The 17,139-nt window shown below is 71.7% G+C and carries 14 protein-coding genes; 9 read left to right on the forward strand and 5 right to left on the reverse strand.

Annotation, left to right across the window (positions count from 1 at the left end):
* Positions 1 to 7: 7 nt before the first annotated feature.
* Both dapC and fdxA read right to left on the reverse strand, forming a co-directional pair.
* Positions 8 to 1,087 carry a succinyldiaminopimelate transaminase gene (gene dapC / locus CA984_RS20350; RefSeq protein ID WP_086574728.1) on the reverse strand — a complete coding sequence of 360 codons (1,080 nt, stop codon included), beginning with the start codon at positions 1,085 to 1,087 and terminating at the stop codon, positions 8 to 10.
* A gap of 116 nt (positions 1,088 to 1,203) precedes the next feature.
* The gene (gene fdxA / locus CA984_RS20355; RefSeq protein WP_031166663.1) at positions 1,204 to 1,530 is read right to left on the reverse strand and encodes a ferredoxin; all 327 of its coding nucleotides are present in this window, start codon (positions 1,528 to 1,530) and stop codon (positions 1,204 to 1,206) included.
* A gap of 160 nt (positions 1,531 to 1,690) precedes the next feature.
* Between fdxA and CA984_RS49280 the strand changes: the two genes are divergently transcribed.
* From CA984_RS49280 to CA984_RS20395, 8 genes are all read left to right on the forward strand, one after another.
* Positions 1,691 to 1,858, forward strand: a complete 168-nt coding sequence (locus CA984_RS49280) for a putative acetyltransferase (RefSeq protein ID WP_423229320.1) — start codon at positions 1,691 to 1,693, stop codon at positions 1,856 to 1,858.
* 91 nt (positions 1,859 to 1,949) lie between these two features.
* Entirely contained in the window at positions 1,950 to 3,008 is a 1,059-nt protein-coding gene (locus tag CA984_RS20365; RefSeq protein ID WP_423229321.1) for an ABC transporter substrate-binding protein, read from the forward strand.
* Positions 3,009 to 3,113: 105 nt separating this feature from the next.
* On the forward strand, positions 3,114 to 3,890 hold the full coding sequence (locus CA984_RS20370; RefSeq protein ID WP_086574734.1) for a class I SAM-dependent methyltransferase: 777 nt from the start codon (positions 3,114 to 3,116) through the stop codon (positions 3,888 to 3,890).
* 111 nt (positions 3,891 to 4,001) lie between these two features.
* A complete protein-coding gene (locus CA984_RS20375; RefSeq protein WP_086574736.1) occupies positions 4,002 to 6,317 on the forward strand; it encodes a hypothetical protein in 2,316 nt (771 codons plus the stop codon).
* A 3-nt stretch (positions 6,318 to 6,320) separates the two neighbouring features.
* Positions 6,321 to 8,378: a UvrD-helicase domain-containing protein gene (locus CA984_RS20380; RefSeq protein WP_086574738.1), complete on the forward strand. Its 2,058-nt coding sequence runs from the start codon at positions 6,321 to 6,323 to the stop codon at positions 8,376 to 8,378.
* A 49-nt stretch (positions 8,379 to 8,427) separates the two neighbouring features.
* Positions 8,428 to 10,275, forward strand: a complete 1,848-nt coding sequence (locus CA984_RS20385) for a sigma factor-like helix-turn-helix DNA-binding protein (RefSeq protein ID WP_086574741.1) — start codon at positions 8,428 to 8,430, stop codon at positions 10,273 to 10,275.
* 18 nt (positions 10,276 to 10,293) lie between these two features.
* A complete protein-coding gene (gene cysS, locus CA984_RS20390) occupies positions 10,294 to 11,673 on the forward strand; it encodes a cysteine--tRNA ligase (protein ID WP_086574742.1) in 1,380 nt (459 codons plus the stop codon).
* A gap of 139 nt (positions 11,674 to 11,812) precedes the next feature.
* A complete protein-coding gene (locus CA984_RS20395; protein ID WP_108724598.1) occupies positions 11,813 to 12,292 on the forward strand; it encodes a GNAT family N-acetyltransferase in 480 nt (159 codons plus the stop codon).
* Between the two features lie 140 nt (positions 12,293 to 12,432).
* Here CA984_RS20395 and rraA read toward each other — a convergent pair whose 3' ends face one another.
* Positions 12,433 to 12,912, reverse strand: coding sequence for a ribonuclease E activity regulator RraA (gene rraA, locus CA984_RS20400; protein WP_086574746.1), 480 nt, complete (start codon positions 12,910 to 12,912; stop codon positions 12,433 to 12,435).
* Positions 12,913 to 13,022: 110 nt separating this feature from the next.
* Between rraA and CA984_RS20405 the strand changes: the two genes are divergently transcribed.
* A complete protein-coding gene (locus CA984_RS20405; protein ID WP_165781339.1) occupies positions 13,023 to 15,566 on the forward strand; it encodes a penicillin acylase family protein in 2,544 nt (847 codons plus the stop codon).
* On the opposite strand, the gene CA984_RS20410 is transcribed toward CA984_RS20405, so the two are convergent.
* Complete coding sequence (locus CA984_RS20410; protein ID WP_086574749.1) at positions 15,556 to 16,527, reverse strand: MBL fold metallo-hydrolase; 972 nt, start codon at positions 16,525 to 16,527, stop codon at positions 15,556 to 15,558. The genes CA984_RS20405 and CA984_RS20410 overlap by 11 nt on opposite strands.
* Positions 16,528 to 16,563: 36 nt before the next feature.
* Entirely contained in the window at positions 16,564 to 17,010 is a 447-nt protein-coding gene (locus tag CA984_RS20415) for a hypothetical protein (protein ID WP_086574751.1), read from the reverse strand.
* Positions 17,011 to 17,139 lie beyond the last annotated feature (129 nt).

A 17,139-nucleotide genomic window follows, 5' to 3' on the forward strand; every position in this document is an offset into this window, starting at 1 on the left:
CGCGATCCTACTGGAGGCGGCGGACCGCCGCACTGATGCGTTCGTCACTCGCGGTCACGGCAATTCGGATATGTCCACTACCGGCTTCTCCGTAAAAATCGCCGGGTGCAACCAAAATCCCCTTATCGGCCAGTGCGCGCACCTGCTTCCAGCAGTCCGTGCCATTGGACGCCCACAGGTACAGGCCCGCGGTGGAGTGCTCGATCTCCCAGCCGGCCGCCTCCAGGGCGGGGCGGAGCACCGCCCGGCGGGCGGCGTAACGGGCGCGCTGCTCCTCGGCGTGCGCGTCGTCGTCCAGGGCCACGGCCATCGCCGCCTGGACCGGCGCCGGCATGAGCATGCCGGCGTGCTTGCGGACCTCCAGCAGTCGCCGGATCAGCGCGGGGTCGCCCGCGACGAACCCGGCGCGGTAGCCCGCCAGGTTGGAGCGCTTGGACAGCGAGTGCACCGCGAGCAGGCCCTCGTGTGACCCGCCGCACACCTCCGGGTGCAGGATCGAGACCGGCTGCTCCTCCCAGCCCAGCTCGATGTAGCACTCGTCGGAGGCCACGACCGCGCCGTGCTCGCGCGCCCACGAGACGACCTTGCGCAGGTGCTCGGCGGGCAGGACCTTGCCCGTCGGGTTGGACGGGGAGTTCACCCAGACCAGCGGCACCCGCTCGGGCCCGAGCGCCAGCAGCCCGTCGGTGGCGTACGGCTCGGCGCCCGCGAGGCGGGCTCCCACGTCGTAGGTGGGGTAGGCCAGCTCGGGGAAGATCACGCGCTGGCCGGAACCGATGCCGAGCAGCGTCGGCAGCCAGGCCACGAACTCCTTGGAGCCGATCAACGGCAGCACGTCCGCCTGGTCCAGGGTCACGCCGTGCCGGCGCCGCAGCCAGCCCGCGGCGGCGGAGCGGAGCCGCTCGGTGCCGTAGGTGAGCGGGTAGCCCGGACTGTCGGAGGCGTCCGCCAGCGCCTGCCGTACGACGGCCGGCACCGGGTCGACGGGCGTGCCGACCGAGAGGTCGACGATCCCGTCGGGGTGCGACTGCGCCAGCTCCTTAAGCGGCGTGAGCCGATCCCACGGGAAATCCGGCAGGCCGATCACAGCTCTCCCCACTAGGCATGTCCCCCACCGGGCCGGGAGGGAAAAGAGGTCTTCTCCGCGGACGCCGCCGGGCGGGGACGGCGCGCTGCGCGCTCCCCGCCCGGCGGCACGGGCCGCTAGTGGCTCTCGGCCTGCGGGGGCAGGACCGCGACGACCGGGTGGTCCTTGTGGATCTTGCCGACCTTGGATGCGCCGCCGGGCGACCCGAGGTCTTCGAAGAAGTCCACGTTCGCCTTGTAGAAGTCCTTCCACTGGTCGGGAAGGTCGTCCTCGTAGAAGATCGCTTCAACGGGGCAGACGGGTTCGCACGCACCGCAGTCCACGCACTCGTCAGGGTGGATGTAGAGCATGCGCTCGCCCTCGTAGATGCAATCGACGGGGCACTCCTCGATGCACGCCTTGTCCAGGACGTCCACGCAAGGCTGCGCGATGACGTAGGTCACCTCGGGCTCCTTCTTCTTTACGCACCTAGGCACGACTTCGACCGCGGGTTGCTACGCCCTAGTATTGCCGTGCCCGCCAAATGACTGAAACGGGAGGGGGCAAAAGACGGTGAACCCGGGCCTCGGCGCTCGCCTCAATATCACCATAACCCCTTCTGACGTGGGCAAAAGAGTAACCACACGACGACGGGTCCCAGAAGGGTTTCGCGACGCGGTGGGCGAGCTCGAATTCTGGCGGAACGGCGTGCTCGGCGTACGCAAACGCGACGGCACCCTGGTCGAGATCCCCCAGGAGACGCTCGCGGCGGCGAAGGTCGTCCCGGGCTGACCGCCCCGGTGCCCTCCAAAGGCATGCCGGGCGTAAGCCGTTCACCAAAAAAGGCCGCGCCTCCTCGATCCACCCGATCGTCGCATGGAGTATGCGACGCGTGACCGTACGCATCAGTGCCGCCGCCGCCGTGATCCTCACCGCCACGATCGCCGGGTGCGGCGCCCCGGCTACTCCGAACAGACAACTCCCGCCGGTCAAGCCCCAGGCGGCCTCCTTGCAGGAGGGGTTCTCGACGATGGAGAACCTCGTCGAGACGGCCCGCAAGGAGGGCGCGCTCACCGTGGTCGGGCTGCCACGCGACTGGGTGAACTACGGCGAGATCATCGACGCCTTCTCCGAAGAGTACGGAATCAAGGTCGACCAGCTGGAGCCGGACGCGAGCAGCAAGCAGGAGATCGACTCCGCCGCCCGGCTCAAGCCCGACGTGTTCGACCTGAGCCTGGAGGTCGCGGTGGCCAACGCCGCCGCCTTCGCCCCGTACAAGGTGCAGAACTGGCAGGACATCCCCGACGACGTCAAGGACAACGCCGGGCGCTGGTACGCCGGGTACGGGGGCTACATGTCCATCGGCTACGACCCCCGCAAGGTCGCGGCCCCCACCTCCTACGGCGACCTGCTCAAGCCCGGCTACAGCGTCGCGCTGCCCGGCGACCCGCGCCAGACCGCGGCGGCCTTCAACGCGGTGATGGCGGCCTCGCTCAGCCGCGGCGAGCCCCGGGCGAAGCGGGGCGTGGAGTTCTTCGAGCGCCTGAGGAAGGCGGGCAACTTCGCGGCGTCGGAGCGGACGGCCACGGCCGTCCTCGACTGGGACTACGACAACGCCGCGCGGTCGGGCTGGAAGGTCGCGATCCCGGGTGACGCGGTGCTCAGCTCGTACTACGTCCAGGCCGTCAGCAAGAACGCCCCGCACCCGGCCGCCGCCCGGCTGTGGCAGGAGTTCCTCTTCTCCGACCGGGGCCAGAACCTGTTCCTCAAGGGCTACGCCCGCCCGGCCCGGATGGAGGCCCTCCAGATGCGCGGCACGCTGGACAGAGAGCTCGCCGCCAAGCTTCCCGCCACGACCGCCACGCCGGTGATGCTGAACATCGCGGAGATCGACGCCGCCAAGGCATACCTCCACCGCGCGTGGAACGGAAAGACCAGATAGGCCTGAGGCTGCTGGGACTGACATGTCGCGACATCTCGGAGGCTCTAAAGTGTCTGGGGAGCACCGATAAGAGGCCGTGGCGTCTCAGAATGTGAGCTGATCGTCTTGCGATACGACGCCCCGAGCCCGACGAGGTGGAACGCTCGCTCCCATGACAGCGGCTTCGGATACGTTTCGGCACACGGCGCGCCCCTGGTCGAGCTGCTCGACCCCCAGCCAGGGGAGCGCGTCGTGGACCTCGGCTGCGGCACCGGGGTGCTGACCGCCGAGATCTCCTCCCGGGGGACCCGCGTCCTGGGGATCGACGGATCCCCGGCGATGATCGAGAAGGCCCTGGCGCAGTATCCGGGGCTGGACTTCATCGTCGGCGACGGCCGTGACTTCACGGTCGCCCAGCCGTACGACGCGGTCTTCTCCAACGCCGCCCTGCACTGGATGGGGCGCGAGCCGGACGCGGTGATATCCAGCGTGCGCGAGGCGCTGATCCCCGGCGGGCGGTTCGTGGCCGAGATGGGCGGCGCGGGCAACTGCGCCGCGCTGACGGCGGCGCTGTTCACCGCGTGGCGGGAGCACGGGCTGCGCGAGCCCGATCTCCCCTGGTACTTCCCGACTCCGGCCGAGTACGCCGCGCGGCTGGAGAAGGGCGGATTCGTCGTCCGCCTGCTGGAATACTTCGACCGGCCGACTCCGCTCGACGAATGCCCCAACGGAGCGGCGGACTGGGTGCGGATGTTCGCCGGATCGCTGCTCCAGGGAGTGCCCGCAGACCTGGTCGAATCGCTGCTGCGCCGGGTGAACGAGCTGGCCGCGCCCGCACTGCGCCGGGAGACCGGTTGGATGGCCGACTACGTGCGGCTCCGGTTCGCAGCCGTACGCCGCTGACAAGACCCGATGCGCCAGGGCGATTTGCCAGACTATGGTCTGTTCCATGAGTCTCGTTCCCCGGCGACGTGGAGTGACTCGGGCGGCTTGAGGGGCTGGTGAAGGGAACGGATGAACTTCTGTCTGAGTGACCTCGTGCCGCCGCTGCGCTGGAGCGACGCGGCCACGATCCCACTCCTGCGCGACCAGCCCGACCTCCCGGACGCCTGGTGGCGCAGCCTGCCGATGGCCCGGGTGCTCGCCGTGCTGGACCCGGACGAGCTGGCCGAGATCCTCGCCCGGATCGCCCTGGAGCACTGGCCGGCCGCCGCTCTGGGCGACGTGCTCCCCGCCCTGTACGTCCTGGATCCCGACGAGGCCGACGAACCCTGTACGGCCATCGCCCTCGACCGTACCGGCTCCTGGTCCGGCCTCCTCTCCCTCACCGGCCACGAGCTGCGCGACCAGCCCTTCATCCAGCCCTTCCCCGTGCTGAACGTCCTGTTCTCGGCGGTCTTCCACCGGTTGACCCACCCCGGTGCCGGCTCCGGCTCCGGCTTCCCCGCGATGGCGCCCGCCACGGCCGGCTCCAGGACCGGGACCGAGGAGGTGGCCGTGGACCGCGATCGCCCGGCCGCCAACGGGGCGGGAGCGCGCGAGGCGGCCTTCGGGCTCGCGGCCGCGGCCGCCGCCGTCGCGGCGCGTCCGGAGACGCCGGCGCAGGCCGCCGTGCCGGGGGCCGTCGTGAACGGGTCCGAGGCGCCGTTCCGGGCTGCGCCGGAGCGGCCGGACGCCGCTCCCGCCGCCGCCGAGGCTCTGTACGCGCGGCCGGACGCCGCTCCCGCCGAGGCCGGGGCACCGCCGGAGCTCCCGCGCGACGCCGGAGCCGGGCCCGCGGCGCCGGGGAGCGACGCGGACCGCCCCGGGCCCGCCGGGGCGGCCCCGGCCGGGTCCCGCCCGGAGACCGGCACCGGACCGGAACCGGGCCCGGGAACCGATCCCCGGGACGACCCGCAGGACGGCCCGGGAGACGGCCCCGAGCACGCCTCCGCCGGCCCGGAGCCCCTGCCCGGCCCGGAGCCCCTGCCCGGCCCGGACCCCGGCCCGGACCCTGGTGCGGCGCCGGCCGCGTCCGTACCGGCCGCACGGGCCGCGCTGGAGGCCGAGGCGACGGACGGCGCGGAGGAGGCCGGGCGGCCCGCCGAGAGCGTTCACGCGCTGGTGGACGGCGCCTTCGCCAACCTGGAGGACAAGAGCTGGGCCATCGCGCAGAACAGGCTGTTCAGCGACGAACCGGCGACCGTGGAGGCGCTGGCCAAGCTCTTCGCGGTGCAGCCCGAGGTGATCCGCGAGCTGGAGGGCGACCTGCGCCTGCGGTTCAACGCATGGCTCGGCTCGGAGGAGGCCGCGCCGTACCGGGAGCATCTGGCCGAGGTCAAGCGGGTCCTCGGCAAGGCCGCGCCCAAGGCGCGCCTGATCACGGCCGCCGACTGGCACTCCCTCGAGCTCCACTCCCTCGACGTGCCCGCCTGGCAGTTCGTGCTGGCCAGCCTCCCCGAGTACCACCTGGTCGACGAGTGGCTGGTGGAGGGTGACATCGCCGAGCTGCGGCACCACACGCGTGACGTGATCAGCGGCGCCAAGCCGCCGCTGACGATGACGAAGGCCCTCGCCCTGGTCACCTCCCTCGGCATCCACCCCGATGTCTCGAAGGAGTGGCTGGAGAACGTCCCCCAGCTCCGCATCCTGGGGGCCGGCCAGCGACCACCCCAGCGGGTGAACGGCTCGGCGGCCAAGGCCAAGGGGTCCGAGCGGACCAAGAGCGCCGACAGGGCCGAGAAGACCGAGAAGGCGGAGAAGGCGGAGCGCGCCGGGAAGACCGAGGGGCCGGCCGCCGGCGCCCGCGGCGGGGAGCCGGGCAAGAGCCCGTTCCGGCCGCTCAAGGACGTCTCGCTGACCCGGCGCTGCTTCCGGCAGCCGGACGGCCGGTGGTGGCTCAGGATCGACGTCACCCCCGAGCACATCCAGGGAGCCGAGTGCCCGCTGCCCAGCGGGTTCGCCGCCTACCTCGGCATGTCGCCCGGCGGCAGCCGTACGGTCAACAGCGCGGTGGGCGAGCTCACCCTGAGCTGGCAGGAGCGGCCCGTGGTGGAGTCGCTCAGGACGCTCCTCACGGACGTGGGCGCCAAGCAGGGGAGCTACCTGTTCCTGACGCTGTCCGACGAGGGGGTGCTGCGTGCCAGGCACCTGCCGGCCGCGGGCAAGGGGGTCGAGGCGACGGCGCAGGCGCTGCGGCTGGTCGGCTACACCGCGCCGGGCGGCACCCCGGAGCAGGCCGGCCGGGTCATCGCCACCCGGGTCGGCATGACGGGCCAGGTGAGCATGCCCGACCTCCTCAGCCGGCTGCGAGAGCGCGGGGACCGCGACCTGCTGTCCCTGCTGGCCTAGCCGATGCCCCGAATCGCGATCTCCCCGGAGTTCCCCGCGGAACTCGCCGCCCTGGCCCAGCCGGTGCGCCGTGACGCCGTCGTCGCGGTGCGCCGGTTCATGCAGAACGTGGCGGGCGCGCCGCACCCCGAGCGGGTCAGGGGGGCCAGGGACCCCCGGACCGTCACCCTCCGGCTGGGCGAGGGCCACCGCGGCGTCGTGGTCAAGCAGCGGGACGTCTACTGGCTGCTGACCGTGCTGCCGGACGCCGAGGCGTGGGCCTACGCACGGCGGTACCGGTTCGGCGTCAACACCGCGCTGGGCGTGATCGAGACGTGGGACGCCGAGGCGCTCGACCGGGTGGAGCCCGCCGTACGCAGGGCGGCCGAGTCCTCCCCGGCGCGGCTGTTCGCCGACACCTGCGACACCGACCTGGCCGAACTGGGGATCGACAGGCGGTTCCTGCCGCTCGCCCGGCAGATCACCGACGAGCTGATCCTGGAGGCGCTGGCGCCGCTGCTGCCCCCGACGCAGTACGCGCCGCTGGCCGCGCTGGCCAGGGGCGAGTCGATGACCGGGGCCTGGCGGGAACTGGAGGCCTGCCGCGCGGTCGCCGCCACCGGGGACCCGGTCGACCCCGAGGACTTCGCCGCCGCGCTCCTGCGCAGCCCGGACCGGGCCGTCTTCGTCGGCAGCCCGCGCGAGCTGAACCACGTGCTCGACGCGCCCGGCTGGTGCGTGTTCCTGCACCCGCCGCAGCACCGGCTGGCCCGCTGGGAGTCCTACGAGCAGCCGATGCTGGTCACCGGCGGCGCGGGCACCGGCAAGACCCTCGTCGCCCTCCAGCGCTCGGCCTTCCTGGCCGGGCGCGCCACCGGCCAGGTCCTGCTCGTCACCTTCTCCCAGGGGCTGAGCGCCGACCTCGCCGCCCGGCTCGACCTGCTGATCGAGGACGAGGCGGCACGCAAGCGGGTCGAGGTCGGCAACGTCGACCGGCTGGCCCACCGCATCGTCTCCGAGTTCGAGGCGCGCTCGCCCGCGCTGGCCGGCGCCGCCGAGATGACCGAGCTCTGGCGGGAGACGGAGAGCGGCCACAGCCCGGCGTTCCTGCTGCGCGAGTGGGAGCAGGTGGTGCTGGCGCAGAACCTCCGGACCCTGGAGGAGTATCTGAGCGCCCCGCGTCCCGGCCGCAGCGTCGAGCTCACGGCCCCGGAGCGGACCGCGGTCTGGCGGGCCGTCGAGCACGTCACCGGGGAGCTGCGGGAGCGCGGCAGGCGCACCCTGCTCCAGCTGGCGGCCGAGGCGTCGCTGCTCCTGGGCCAGACGACGGGCGACCTGCTGGAGGAGACGGCGCCCAGGCGGGAGCCGTACCGGCACATCGTGGTGGACGAGGCGCAGGACCTGCACCCCGCGCAGTGGCGGCTGCTGCGCGCGGCGGTGCCGCACGCCCGCGACGACCTGTTCATCGTGGGCGACCCGCACCAGCGCATCTTCGACACGCGGGTCACACTGAGCTCCGTGGGAATCGACGCGATCCAGCGCCGACTTCAGGTGTCATACCGGCTTCCTCAGGAGATCCTCTCCTGGGGGGTACGGCTGCGCGGGGGCGGGCCCGCCGACGGACTGGTGAAGGGGGTCCAGGAACTGTACGGCTTCCACGCCACCCGGCACGGGCACCGTCCGATGGTCCGAGCCTACGATTCACCGGAGGAAGAGCTGACCGGTCTGGTCGCACAAGTGGGACAGTGGGTGGAGGACGGCGTGCCGCCGCACGAGATCGGGGTGGCCGCCAGGACCTCCGGCCTCGTGCGCGATGCCCGGTCCGCCCTGCGCGAGTTGGGGGTGAGAGTGACGACGTTGCACGGCATGAAGGGACTGGAGTTCCGGCGGGTCGCCGTGATCGGCGTGGCCGACGGGATCGTGCCGTCCCCGGAGTCGCTGACTCCCGCCGGTGAGGATCCCTCGGCCCGGGCACACGACCTCCAGCGTGAGCGCGGCCTGCTGTACGTGGCCTGCACCCGGGCGAGGGAGCTGCTCTATGTCTCCTACTCCGGGCGAGCCAGTCCCTTTCTTCCCACCTGATCACATACTCTGAACTGCGGATATATTCCCCTTTGCCGGTTGGACCTCAATGAACCTCAGCCTGAGCGACATCGCGCCACCCCTGCGCTGGACCTCTCCCGGCCAGGTAGCGCCGATCGCAACCGACCCCCGTCTCCCAGAGGCGTGGTGGCAGGCACTTACGCTGGACCGGGCCTGCTCCACCATCGGGACCTCAGAGGTCGCCGGACGTCTCGCCGATCTCGCCCTGGCGTGCTGGGGTCATCTGATGCTCGGCGACATCCTGCCCCTGCTCAGGTTCGCCGACCCGGCGGAGAGTGTCCGCACCCCCGAGGGGCTCGGCCGGGAAGTGGTGCACAAGCTGTTCACCGGCGTGCTGGAGCGGCTGCTCGAGCCCGTCACCGAGGAGAGCGTCGCCCAGGTCCGTCCCTCCCGGCCGGACCGGCCGCTGCCCGAGCTGATCGACGAGGTCTTCGCCACCCTGGACGAGCGCCAGCGGGCCATCGCCAGGGACCGCCTCTACGCCTCGCAGCGGGCCACGCTCGACGACCTGGCCCAGCGGTTCTCGGTGACCAGGGAACGCATCCGGCAGATCGAGCGCGACCTGCGCGACCACGTCGAGGCCTGGCTGGCGAGTGAGGACGCCGCGCCGCTGGTCGCCCACGTCTCCTGGCTGCGGGGCCGGCTCGGCTCCGCGGTGCCGGCCGACGACCTGGCCGCGGCGGTGCCGTGGCACCGCACCGACATGGCCACCCTGGGCATCCCGGCCTGGCGGTTCGTGCGGACCCTGCTGAGCGGTTACGACCAGGTGGACGGCTGGCTGGTGGCGGGCGGCGCCGACGAGCTGCGGGAGAAGACCCGGCAGCTCTTCACCGACGGGCCGCGTCCCCTCGACGAGGCCGTCACGCTGGTCAGCCAGCTCGGGATCCGCGAGGACGTGGCCGAGCGGTGGCTCATCGCCGTGCCCCAGCTCCGGGTCCTCGAAGGCCACGTGGTGCCCTGGCCGCGCAGCGTCAACGACAAGGCCGAGGCCGTGCTCGCGGTGGCCGGGAACGCGCTGACCCCCGAGGAGATCCAGGAGCGCATCGGCGAGGACTACAGCCTCGTCGGCATCCGCAACCAGCTCACCGCCGACGACCGGTTCCTGCGGCTGGACCGCAACAAGTACGGGCTGTCCCGCTGGGGCGGCGAGCAGTACCTGGGCATCAGGGAGATGATCGTCCGGGAGATCGAGCGGTCCAACGGCGAGGCGTCGGTCAACACGATCGTGACGAACCTCACCGCGCGCTACGACGTGAGCGAGAGCTCGGTCCGCGCCTACGCGGGCGGGCCCGGCTTCGAGCGCACGCAGCGCGGGTGGATCCGGGTCGCCGGGGCCGAGCAGGCCGACTACCAGCCCCGCCGCGACGTCTCGGCGACCCGCCGCTGCTTCCGCAGCCGTGACGGGCGCTGGTGGCACCGGGTGGACGTCAACGCCGAGCACCTGCGCGGTTCGGGCTCCCCCCTGCCCACCGGCTTCGCCGCGCACCTGGGCATGGCCCCCGGCGGCCAGCTCACCGCCTCCACCCCGTCCGGCGACGTGGTGATCAGCTGGCACAACCAGCCGACCATGGGGTCCATCCGGCCGATCCTGGTCGCCTCCAACGCCTCCGAGGGCGACCACGTCTTCCTGACGGTCTCCGACGGCGGCGAGCTGCTGACCCGTTACCTCCCCGCCGCGTCCCCGGGCCTTCCGGCCCTGAACCGGGCCCTCTACCTGATCGGCTACACCGCGCCGGTCGCCTCCGAGGCCGAGGGCCTCCGCCTGATCGGCGCCCGGATCGGCCTCGCCGACGGCTGCACCCGCGAGGAGGTCATCGCCCGCCTGCGCGACCGCGGCGACCGCGAGATCCTCGCCTTCCTGGAGGGTTCCGGCTGAGGAGAATGGGGTCGAGGCATGCTACGGCTGTATGACACACGGAACCGCCAGGTCGGACCGGTCCTCCCCGAAGGGGCCCGGTCCATGCGGATGTACACCTGCGGGCCCACCGTCTACCGCTACGCCCATGTCGGCAATTTCCGGTCGTACGTGCTGGCGGACCTGATCAGGCGGGTCAGCGAGCGGCAGCGGATCCGGGTGGTCGCCTGCCGGAACATCACCGACGTCGGGCATCTGGTGGACGACGCCGAGATCGACCCCGGCGGTGAGGACAAGATCCTGCTCCAGGCGCGGGCCGAGGGGCGGACCGGGCTGGAGGTCGCGCGGTTCTACGAGGCGGCCTTCCTGTCCGACACCGCCACGCTGAACATCCGGCCGCCCGAGCACTCCCCCAGGGCCACCGAGACGATCGACCTCATGATCGAGATGATCGCCAAGCTGATCGAGAAGGGGCACGCCTACCCGACCCCCGACGGGTCGGTCTTCTTCGACGCGGCCTCCTTCCCGACCTACGGCGAGATCTCCGGCAACCGGCTCGACCGGCTGAAGCCCGGCCACCGGCTCGAAGGCGTCGACCCCCGCAAGCGGTTCCACGCCGACTGGGCCCTGTGGAAGCCCTCGGACCGCGAGATGACCTGGGAGACTCCCTGGGGCCGCGGCTTCCCCGGCTGGCATATCGAGTGCTCGGCCATGTCGCTGCGGTTCCTCGGCGAGCACATCGACGTGCACACCGGCGGCATCGACCTGCGCTTCCCGCACCACGAGGACGAGCGCGCCCAGTCCGACGCCACCGCCGGCCACGAGGTGGTCAGGCACTGGGTCCACGGGGAGCACCTGCTGTTCGACGGGCGCAAGATGGCCAAGTCCACCGGCAACGTGGTGCTGCTCCAGGACGTGGTGGACGCGGGCCTGGATCCGCTGGCCGTACGGCTGGCGCTGCTGGAGCACCGCTACCGCCAGCAGATGAACCTCACCTGGGACACGCTCCGGGCCGCCGACAGGACCCTGCGGCGCTGGCGCTCCCGCGTCGCCGAGTGGTCGGAGACGCCGAGCCGCCCGATGCCCGCCGAGCGGGTCGCGCGGATCGAGGCCGCCTTCGACGACGACCTCGACACCCCGCTGGCCCTGCGCCTCCTGCGGGAGCTGGAACGCGACGACTCGATCGCGCCCGGCTCCCGGTTCGAGGCGTTCCTGCACCTGGACCAGATCCTCGGGCTGGACCTGTCGGCCGACATCGGCAGAGCCAGGAGCCTGCCGCCGGGCGCCGCCGAGCTGCTGGAGCGGCGCCTGCGGGCACGCGACGCCAGGGACTGGGCCGTCTCCGACCGCCTCCGCGACGAGCTGGCCGCCCTGGGCGTGCAGGTGGCCGACACCCCCGAGGGCCAGACCTGGTCGTAGTCCCCGCCCCGGCGGCCGCGTCCCTCCCGTTCCGCGGGCGGACGCCGGCCTCGCCGATCCAGCATGGAATGGTCATGTTTCGGCAGGGCGTAGGGGCGGATCGCGCTTAATGTCGGTGGCGGCCGATACCGTCCCGATCATGAGCGAGACTGGCGTTGTCGTACGGCCTGCCACGGTTGCGGATCTGGAGGGGGTAGTGGCCTGCAGTTCCGCGCTGTTCGCCGAGGACGCCGGAGCCCGTGACCTCACCCTCGACCTGGGCTGGCCCACGGAGCACGGCCCGGCCTGGTTCGCCGGAGCGCTGGACGACCCCGACCGCCTGGTGATGGTCGCCGAGGCCGGCGGCCGGATCGTCGGCCACCTGTCCGGCCGGCTGTCCGGGCCCACCTCGATGCGGCCGGTCACGGTGGCGACGCTGGGCAGCATCTACGTGCGGCCCGCCCACCGCGGCCGGAAGATCGGGGCCGATCTGGTGGAGGAGTTCAGGGCGTGGGCCCGCCGCCGCGGGGCGCGGTACGCCGGGGTGACGGCGTACGCGAGCAACGAGGCGGCCGTGCGTTTCTACGAGCGCAACGGCTTCGCCACGCGGTCGGTGGTGCTGGAGACCGCGCTGCAGTAGTCCTCGGCCCGTGTACGCCCGGACACCACGCCCGGCAACCGTCGGCCGCGACGCGGGGCTCAAGGCAGGGCGCGCGGGCTCAGGTAGAGCGCGCGGGCTCAGAGCAGGACGCGGGGGGCTAAGGGCAGGACGCGGGGGGCTCAGAACAGGGCGCGGGGGCTGACGACGAGGCCGTCCTCGTCGCTGTAGAGCCATGCGCCCGGGACGAAGGTGACCTCGCCGAAGGTGACAGGGACGTCGAGGTCGCCGGCGCCCTCCTTGGCGCTCTTGCGGGGGTTGGAACCGAGGGCCTTGACCCCCAGGTCCAGACCGCCCAGGGCGACCGTGTCGCGGACGGCCCCGTTGACGACGACGCCGGACCAGCCGGACGAGACGGCGGAGGCGGCGATCAGGTCGCCCATCAGGGCGGTGCGCAGGGAACCCGCGCCGTCCACGACCAGCACGCGTCCCCCGCCCGGCGTGGCCAGGACCTGCTTGACCAGGGCGTTGTCCTCCAGGCAGCGGATGGTCGCGATCGGCCCGGCGAAGCGCGGGCGCAGGCCGTACGAGCGGAACTGCGTCAGGCAGCTGTCGAGGACGTCGCCGTGGGCGTCGATGAGATCGGCGGTCGTGAACTCCATGCGTCGCATTCTGACGAACGCGGAATCGGCGTTTCGCCTCCGGGGTGCTGCCAAACTTGTTCGAGCACGTCGCATAGGAGGTCTTTGTGAGGTTCCGGCCGTATGCCTGGATGCCCCGGCCGTTCACGTGGCTCGCACGGGCGTTCACCGTCCTCGTGGTGCTCGGGCTGGTTCTCGCCGGGGTGGGCGTGTGGACGGTGCGCGCCTCCTTCCCGCAGCTCGCGGGCGAGCTCAAGGTAGACGGCCTAACCGGAAAAGTCACCGTATATCGCGACAAAACAGGTATTCCACATATCTACGCGGACTCTTCCGATGACCTGTTCCTCGCCCAGGGATACGTACACGCCCAGGACCGGTTCTTCGAGATGGACTTCCGCCGGCACGTGACGGCCGGGCGGCTGTCGGAGATGTTCGGCTCCGCGACGCTCGTCGAGGACAAGGTCATCCGAACCATGGGCTGGCGCAAAGTCGCCGAGGCCGAGCTGCCGATGCTCACCGAGCAGACCCGGCACCACCTCGACGCCTACGCCAAGGGCGTGAACTCCTGGATGGACCAGCACGAGGGCTTCACCGCCAAGAGCCTGGAGTACGCGGTCCTCAAGCTCACCAACTTCGGCTACGAACCCGAACCGTGGACTCCGGTGGACTCCCTGTCCTGGCTCAAGGCCATGGCCTGGGATCTGCGCTCCAACATGTCCGACGAGATCGGCCGGGCGCTCGCGGCGAGCAGGCTGCCCCGCGAGCGGGTCGAACAGCTCTGGCCCGGCTACCCCTTCGACACCCACCAGCCGATCGTCACCCAGGGGTCGGTCACCCGGCGCGGCTTCGACCAGGACACCGAGCCCGGCGCGGACACCGACCAGGTGGACACCGGAACCGGACGGCCGGACACGGGCGCGCTGACCCGGGCGGCCGAGGCCCTGCGGGCGGTGCCGAGCCTGATGGGCGACCCCAAGGGCGGCAACGGCATCGGCTCGAACTCCTGGGTGGTCGGCGGCAGGCACACCGGCTCGGGCAAGCCGCTGCTCGCCAACGACCCGCACCTGTCGGCGAACATGCCCTCGGTCTGGTACCAGGCCGGGCTGCACTGCCGTACCAAGAGCGCCGAATGCCCGTTCGACGTCACCGGGTTCACCTTCTCCGGGGTGCCCGGCGTGATCATCGGGCACAACGACAAGATCGCCTGGGGCTTCACCAACCTCGGCCCGGACGTCGCCGACCTGTATCTGGAGCGGGTGAAGGACGACTCCTACCTGTTCATGGGCGACTGGAAGCCGCTCACCACCAGGACCGAGACGATCAAGGTCGCGGGAGGCGACCCGGTCCGGCTCACGGTCCGGGAGACCATGCACGGCCCGATCCTCTCCGACGTCATGGAGAACGTGAAGGACACCCTGCCCGGCGCGGCGACGGCCTTCCAGGAGAAGGCCGACGCGGTCGCGCTGAAGTGGACGGCGCTGGAGCCCGGCAGGAGCGCCGACGCGATCTTCGCCCTCGACGCCGCGCAGGACTGGCAGGAGTTCCGGGCGGCGGCGAGCAGGTTCGACGTGCCCGCGCAGAACCTGGTCTACGCCGACACCAAGGGCAACATCGGCTACCAGGCGCCTGGCCGGATCCCGGTGCGGACCCGGGGCGACGGCACCTGGCCGGTGCCGGGCTGGACCGGCGAGTACTCCTGGCAGTCGACCATCCCCTTCAACGAGCTGCCCAGCGTCTACAACCCGCCCGAGGGCTACATCGTGACCGCCAACAACGCGGCCATCGACCCCGAGCGCTACCCGCACATGCTCACCAAGGACTGGGCGTACGGCTACCGCTCCCAGCGCATCCTGGACCGCCTCCAGACCGAGCTGAAGAAGGGCAAGGTCGACGCGGAGACGATGGGCGAGGTGCAGCAGGACACCCACAACGGCTTCGCCCAGTTTCTGGTGCCCAAGCTGATGGCCCTCAAGGTCGCCGGGTCCTCCGGAGACGCCCGTGAGCTGCTGCGCACCTGGGACTACTCCCAGGGCGCGGGGTCGAGCCCGGCGATGTACTTCAACGCCGTCTGGCGGCACCTGCTCATCGAGACCTTCAACGACGACCTGCCGGAGAGCGCCTGGCCGACCGGCGGCGACCGCTGGTTCGAGGTGGTCCGCGTCATGCTCGACAACCCCGGCGACCCGTTCTGGGACGACGCGCGGACCTCGGGGACGGAGACCCGCGACGACATGCTGCGGCGGGCCATGGCCCTGGCCTACGACGAGCTGAACGCCCGCCTCGGCCCGGACGTCAAGGCCTGGCGCTGGGGCGACCTGCACTCGCTGACGCTCACCAACCAGACCTTCGGCACCTCCGGGATCGGCCCGGTCGAGTGGCTGTTCAACCGGGGCCCGTTCCCGGTGAGCGGCAACGACGACGCGGTCAACGCCGCGGGCTGGGACGTCCAGGAGGGCTACGCCGTGGGCTGGCTGCCGTCCATGCGGATGGTGGTCGACCTGGCGGACCTGGACAGGTCCCAGTGGATCAACCTGACCGGCGCGTCGGGCCACGCCTTCCACGACAACTACTGGGACCAGGCCCCGCTCTGGGCGGATGGGAGGACCACCCCCATGCTCGCCCGGGAGGAGTCGATCAAGAAGGCCGCCAGGAACACCCTGGTCCTCAGGCCTTGAGTGTGCGGGACTCGCCGACGGCGAGGTCCCACAGGTCCGCGCGGTCCCGGCCGGCTTCCGCCCAGGCCGCGCGGGCCTGTTCCACCGGCGCGAGCAGCCGCTCGCCCGACAGCACGAACGTGCCCCAGTGCATGGTCGCCATCCGCCGCGCCCCGACCTCCTCACACGCCCGTACGGCCTCCGCCGGATCGACGTGCGAGGCCTTCATGAACCAGCGGGGCTCGAACGCCCCCACCGGCATCAGCGCCAGGTCGATGCCGTCCGGGTAACGTGCCCCGATCTGGGCGAAACGCTCGCCGTAGGCGCTGTCCCCCGCGAAGTAGACCGCCCGCCCGGCGTACCTGATGACCCAGCCGCCCCACAGGGTCCTGCAGGTGTCCCAGACCGAGCGGCGGCTCCAGTGGTGGGCGGGCACGAAGTCGAACCCGACCTCTCCGATCCGGGCGCTCTCCCACCAGTCGAGTTCGGTGACGTCGCGGAACCGCCGCCGGGTGAACCAGGGCTTCAGCCTGGCCGGGACGAGGATGGGGGTCGTCCTGGGCAGCCGGTTCATCGTCGGCGCGTCCAGGTGGTCGTAGTGGTTGTGACTGATCACCACGGCGTCCACCCGGGGCAGGTCCGTCCACGCGACGCCCGGCGGGGTGAGCCGCTGCCGGACCCCGGGGATCTTTCTCGCCCAGACCGGGTCGGTGAGGATCGTCAGACCGCCGATCTGCAGGACGTAGGTCGCATGACCCACCCAGGTGACGATCGTCTCGGTCCCGCTCGCCCGGGGCAGCCCGTCGCGGTGGACCGGGATCCGGTCGGCGTCCCCGATGTCGGGCCGGAACCCGCCGTGCCAGGCCACGGCCAGCAGTTCCCGGAACGCGGGGAGCGGAGAGGTCAGCCGATCCCTGAAACTCCGCGGCCACGACCGCTCGGGCACGCGCGGCGATGTCTCCGGCTGGATCGTCTGCGACATGGACTCCCCCTTTAACAGGTATTCGCCCCCATGAACCTATTGCGGGAAATCACCCCTCTCATGATTTTTTGTACGGATCCACCAGGGCGTTTTACGGGGATAGTTCCCGTCTTCCAGGTTCGCCAGTCGCTCGAAGACATTCCACGAGGCCTGGTGCCCGCAGATCAGGACGGAGACGACCACCGCCACGACGTACAGCGGGAGCATCGGCAGGCCGACGCAGGCCATGTACTGGGAGGCGTGCCGGTCCTCATGCCTGAGCAGGTCACCGGCCAGGTAACCCTCCTCGTGCCGGGTCAGCACCACGTTGCCGACGGTGAACGCGCCTGCGACCGGGAAGGGGATGCGGTAGCCGTGGGCGAGGATCAGCCCGCCGGGCCCCGCCGCCGTCCGGGCCCCGCCGAGGCGCGCCACCAGTAGCCCCAGCGGGGTGGACAGGTTCACGTAGTTGAGCGTCCGCCGTACCCGGTGCAACCGCCGCATACCAGGATTGTGCGCTATCAGGCCGGGCCGCGGTAGCGGTCCTCCCACTCAGGCCGGGCCGCGGTAGCGGTCCTCCCCCTGCGGGTGGGAGGGGTCCGGTCCGGCCGGGTGGGAAGCGCCCGGCTGGGC

This window comes from Streptosporangium minutum, from assembly GCF_002149035.1.
In the GTDB taxonomy this organism is placed as follows: domain Bacteria; phylum Actinomycetota; class Actinomycetes; order Streptosporangiales; family Streptosporangiaceae; genus Streptosporangium; species Streptosporangium minutum.

What these genes read in the sequence shown, in the direction of transcription:
- CA984_RS20365 (WP_423229321.1), top strand. Translation starts at nt 1,950, where the DNA reads ATGCGACGCGTGACCGTACGCATCAGTGCCGCCGCCGCCGTGATCCTC.
- CA984_RS20375 (WP_086574736.1), top strand. Translation starts at nt 4,002, where the DNA reads ATGAACTTCTGTCTGAGTGACCTCGTGCCGCCGCTGCGCTGGAGCGAC.
- CA984_RS20380 (WP_086574738.1), top strand. Translation starts at nt 6,321, where the DNA reads ATGCCCCGAATCGCGATCTCCCCGGAGTTCCCCGCGGAACTCGCCGCC.
- CA984_RS20385 (WP_086574741.1), top strand. Translation starts at nt 8,428, where the DNA reads ATGAACCTCAGCCTGAGCGACATCGCGCCACCCCTGCGCTGGACCTCT.
- cysS (WP_086574742.1), top strand. Translation starts at nt 10,294, where the DNA reads ATGCTACGGCTGTATGACACACGGAACCGCCAGGTCGGACCGGTCCTC.
- CA984_RS20395 (WP_108724598.1), top strand. Translation starts at nt 11,813, where the DNA reads ATGAGCGAGACTGGCGTTGTCGTACGGCCTGCCACGGTTGCGGATCTG.
- rraA (WP_086574746.1), bottom strand. Translation starts at nt 12,912, where the DNA reads ATGGAGTTCACGACCGCCGATCTCATCGACGCCCACGGCGACGTCCTC.
- CA984_RS20405 (WP_165781339.1), top strand. Translation starts at nt 13,023, where the DNA reads ATGCCCCGGCCGTTCACGTGGCTCGCACGGGCGTTCACCGTCCTCGTG.
- CA984_RS20410 (WP_086574749.1), bottom strand. Translation starts at nt 16,527, where the DNA reads ATGTCGCAGACGATCCAGCCGGAGACATCGCCGCGCGTGCCCGAGCGG.
- CA984_RS20415 (WP_086574751.1), bottom strand. Translation starts at nt 17,010, where the DNA reads ATGCGGCGGTTGCACCGGGTACGGCGGACGCTCAACTACGTGAACCTG.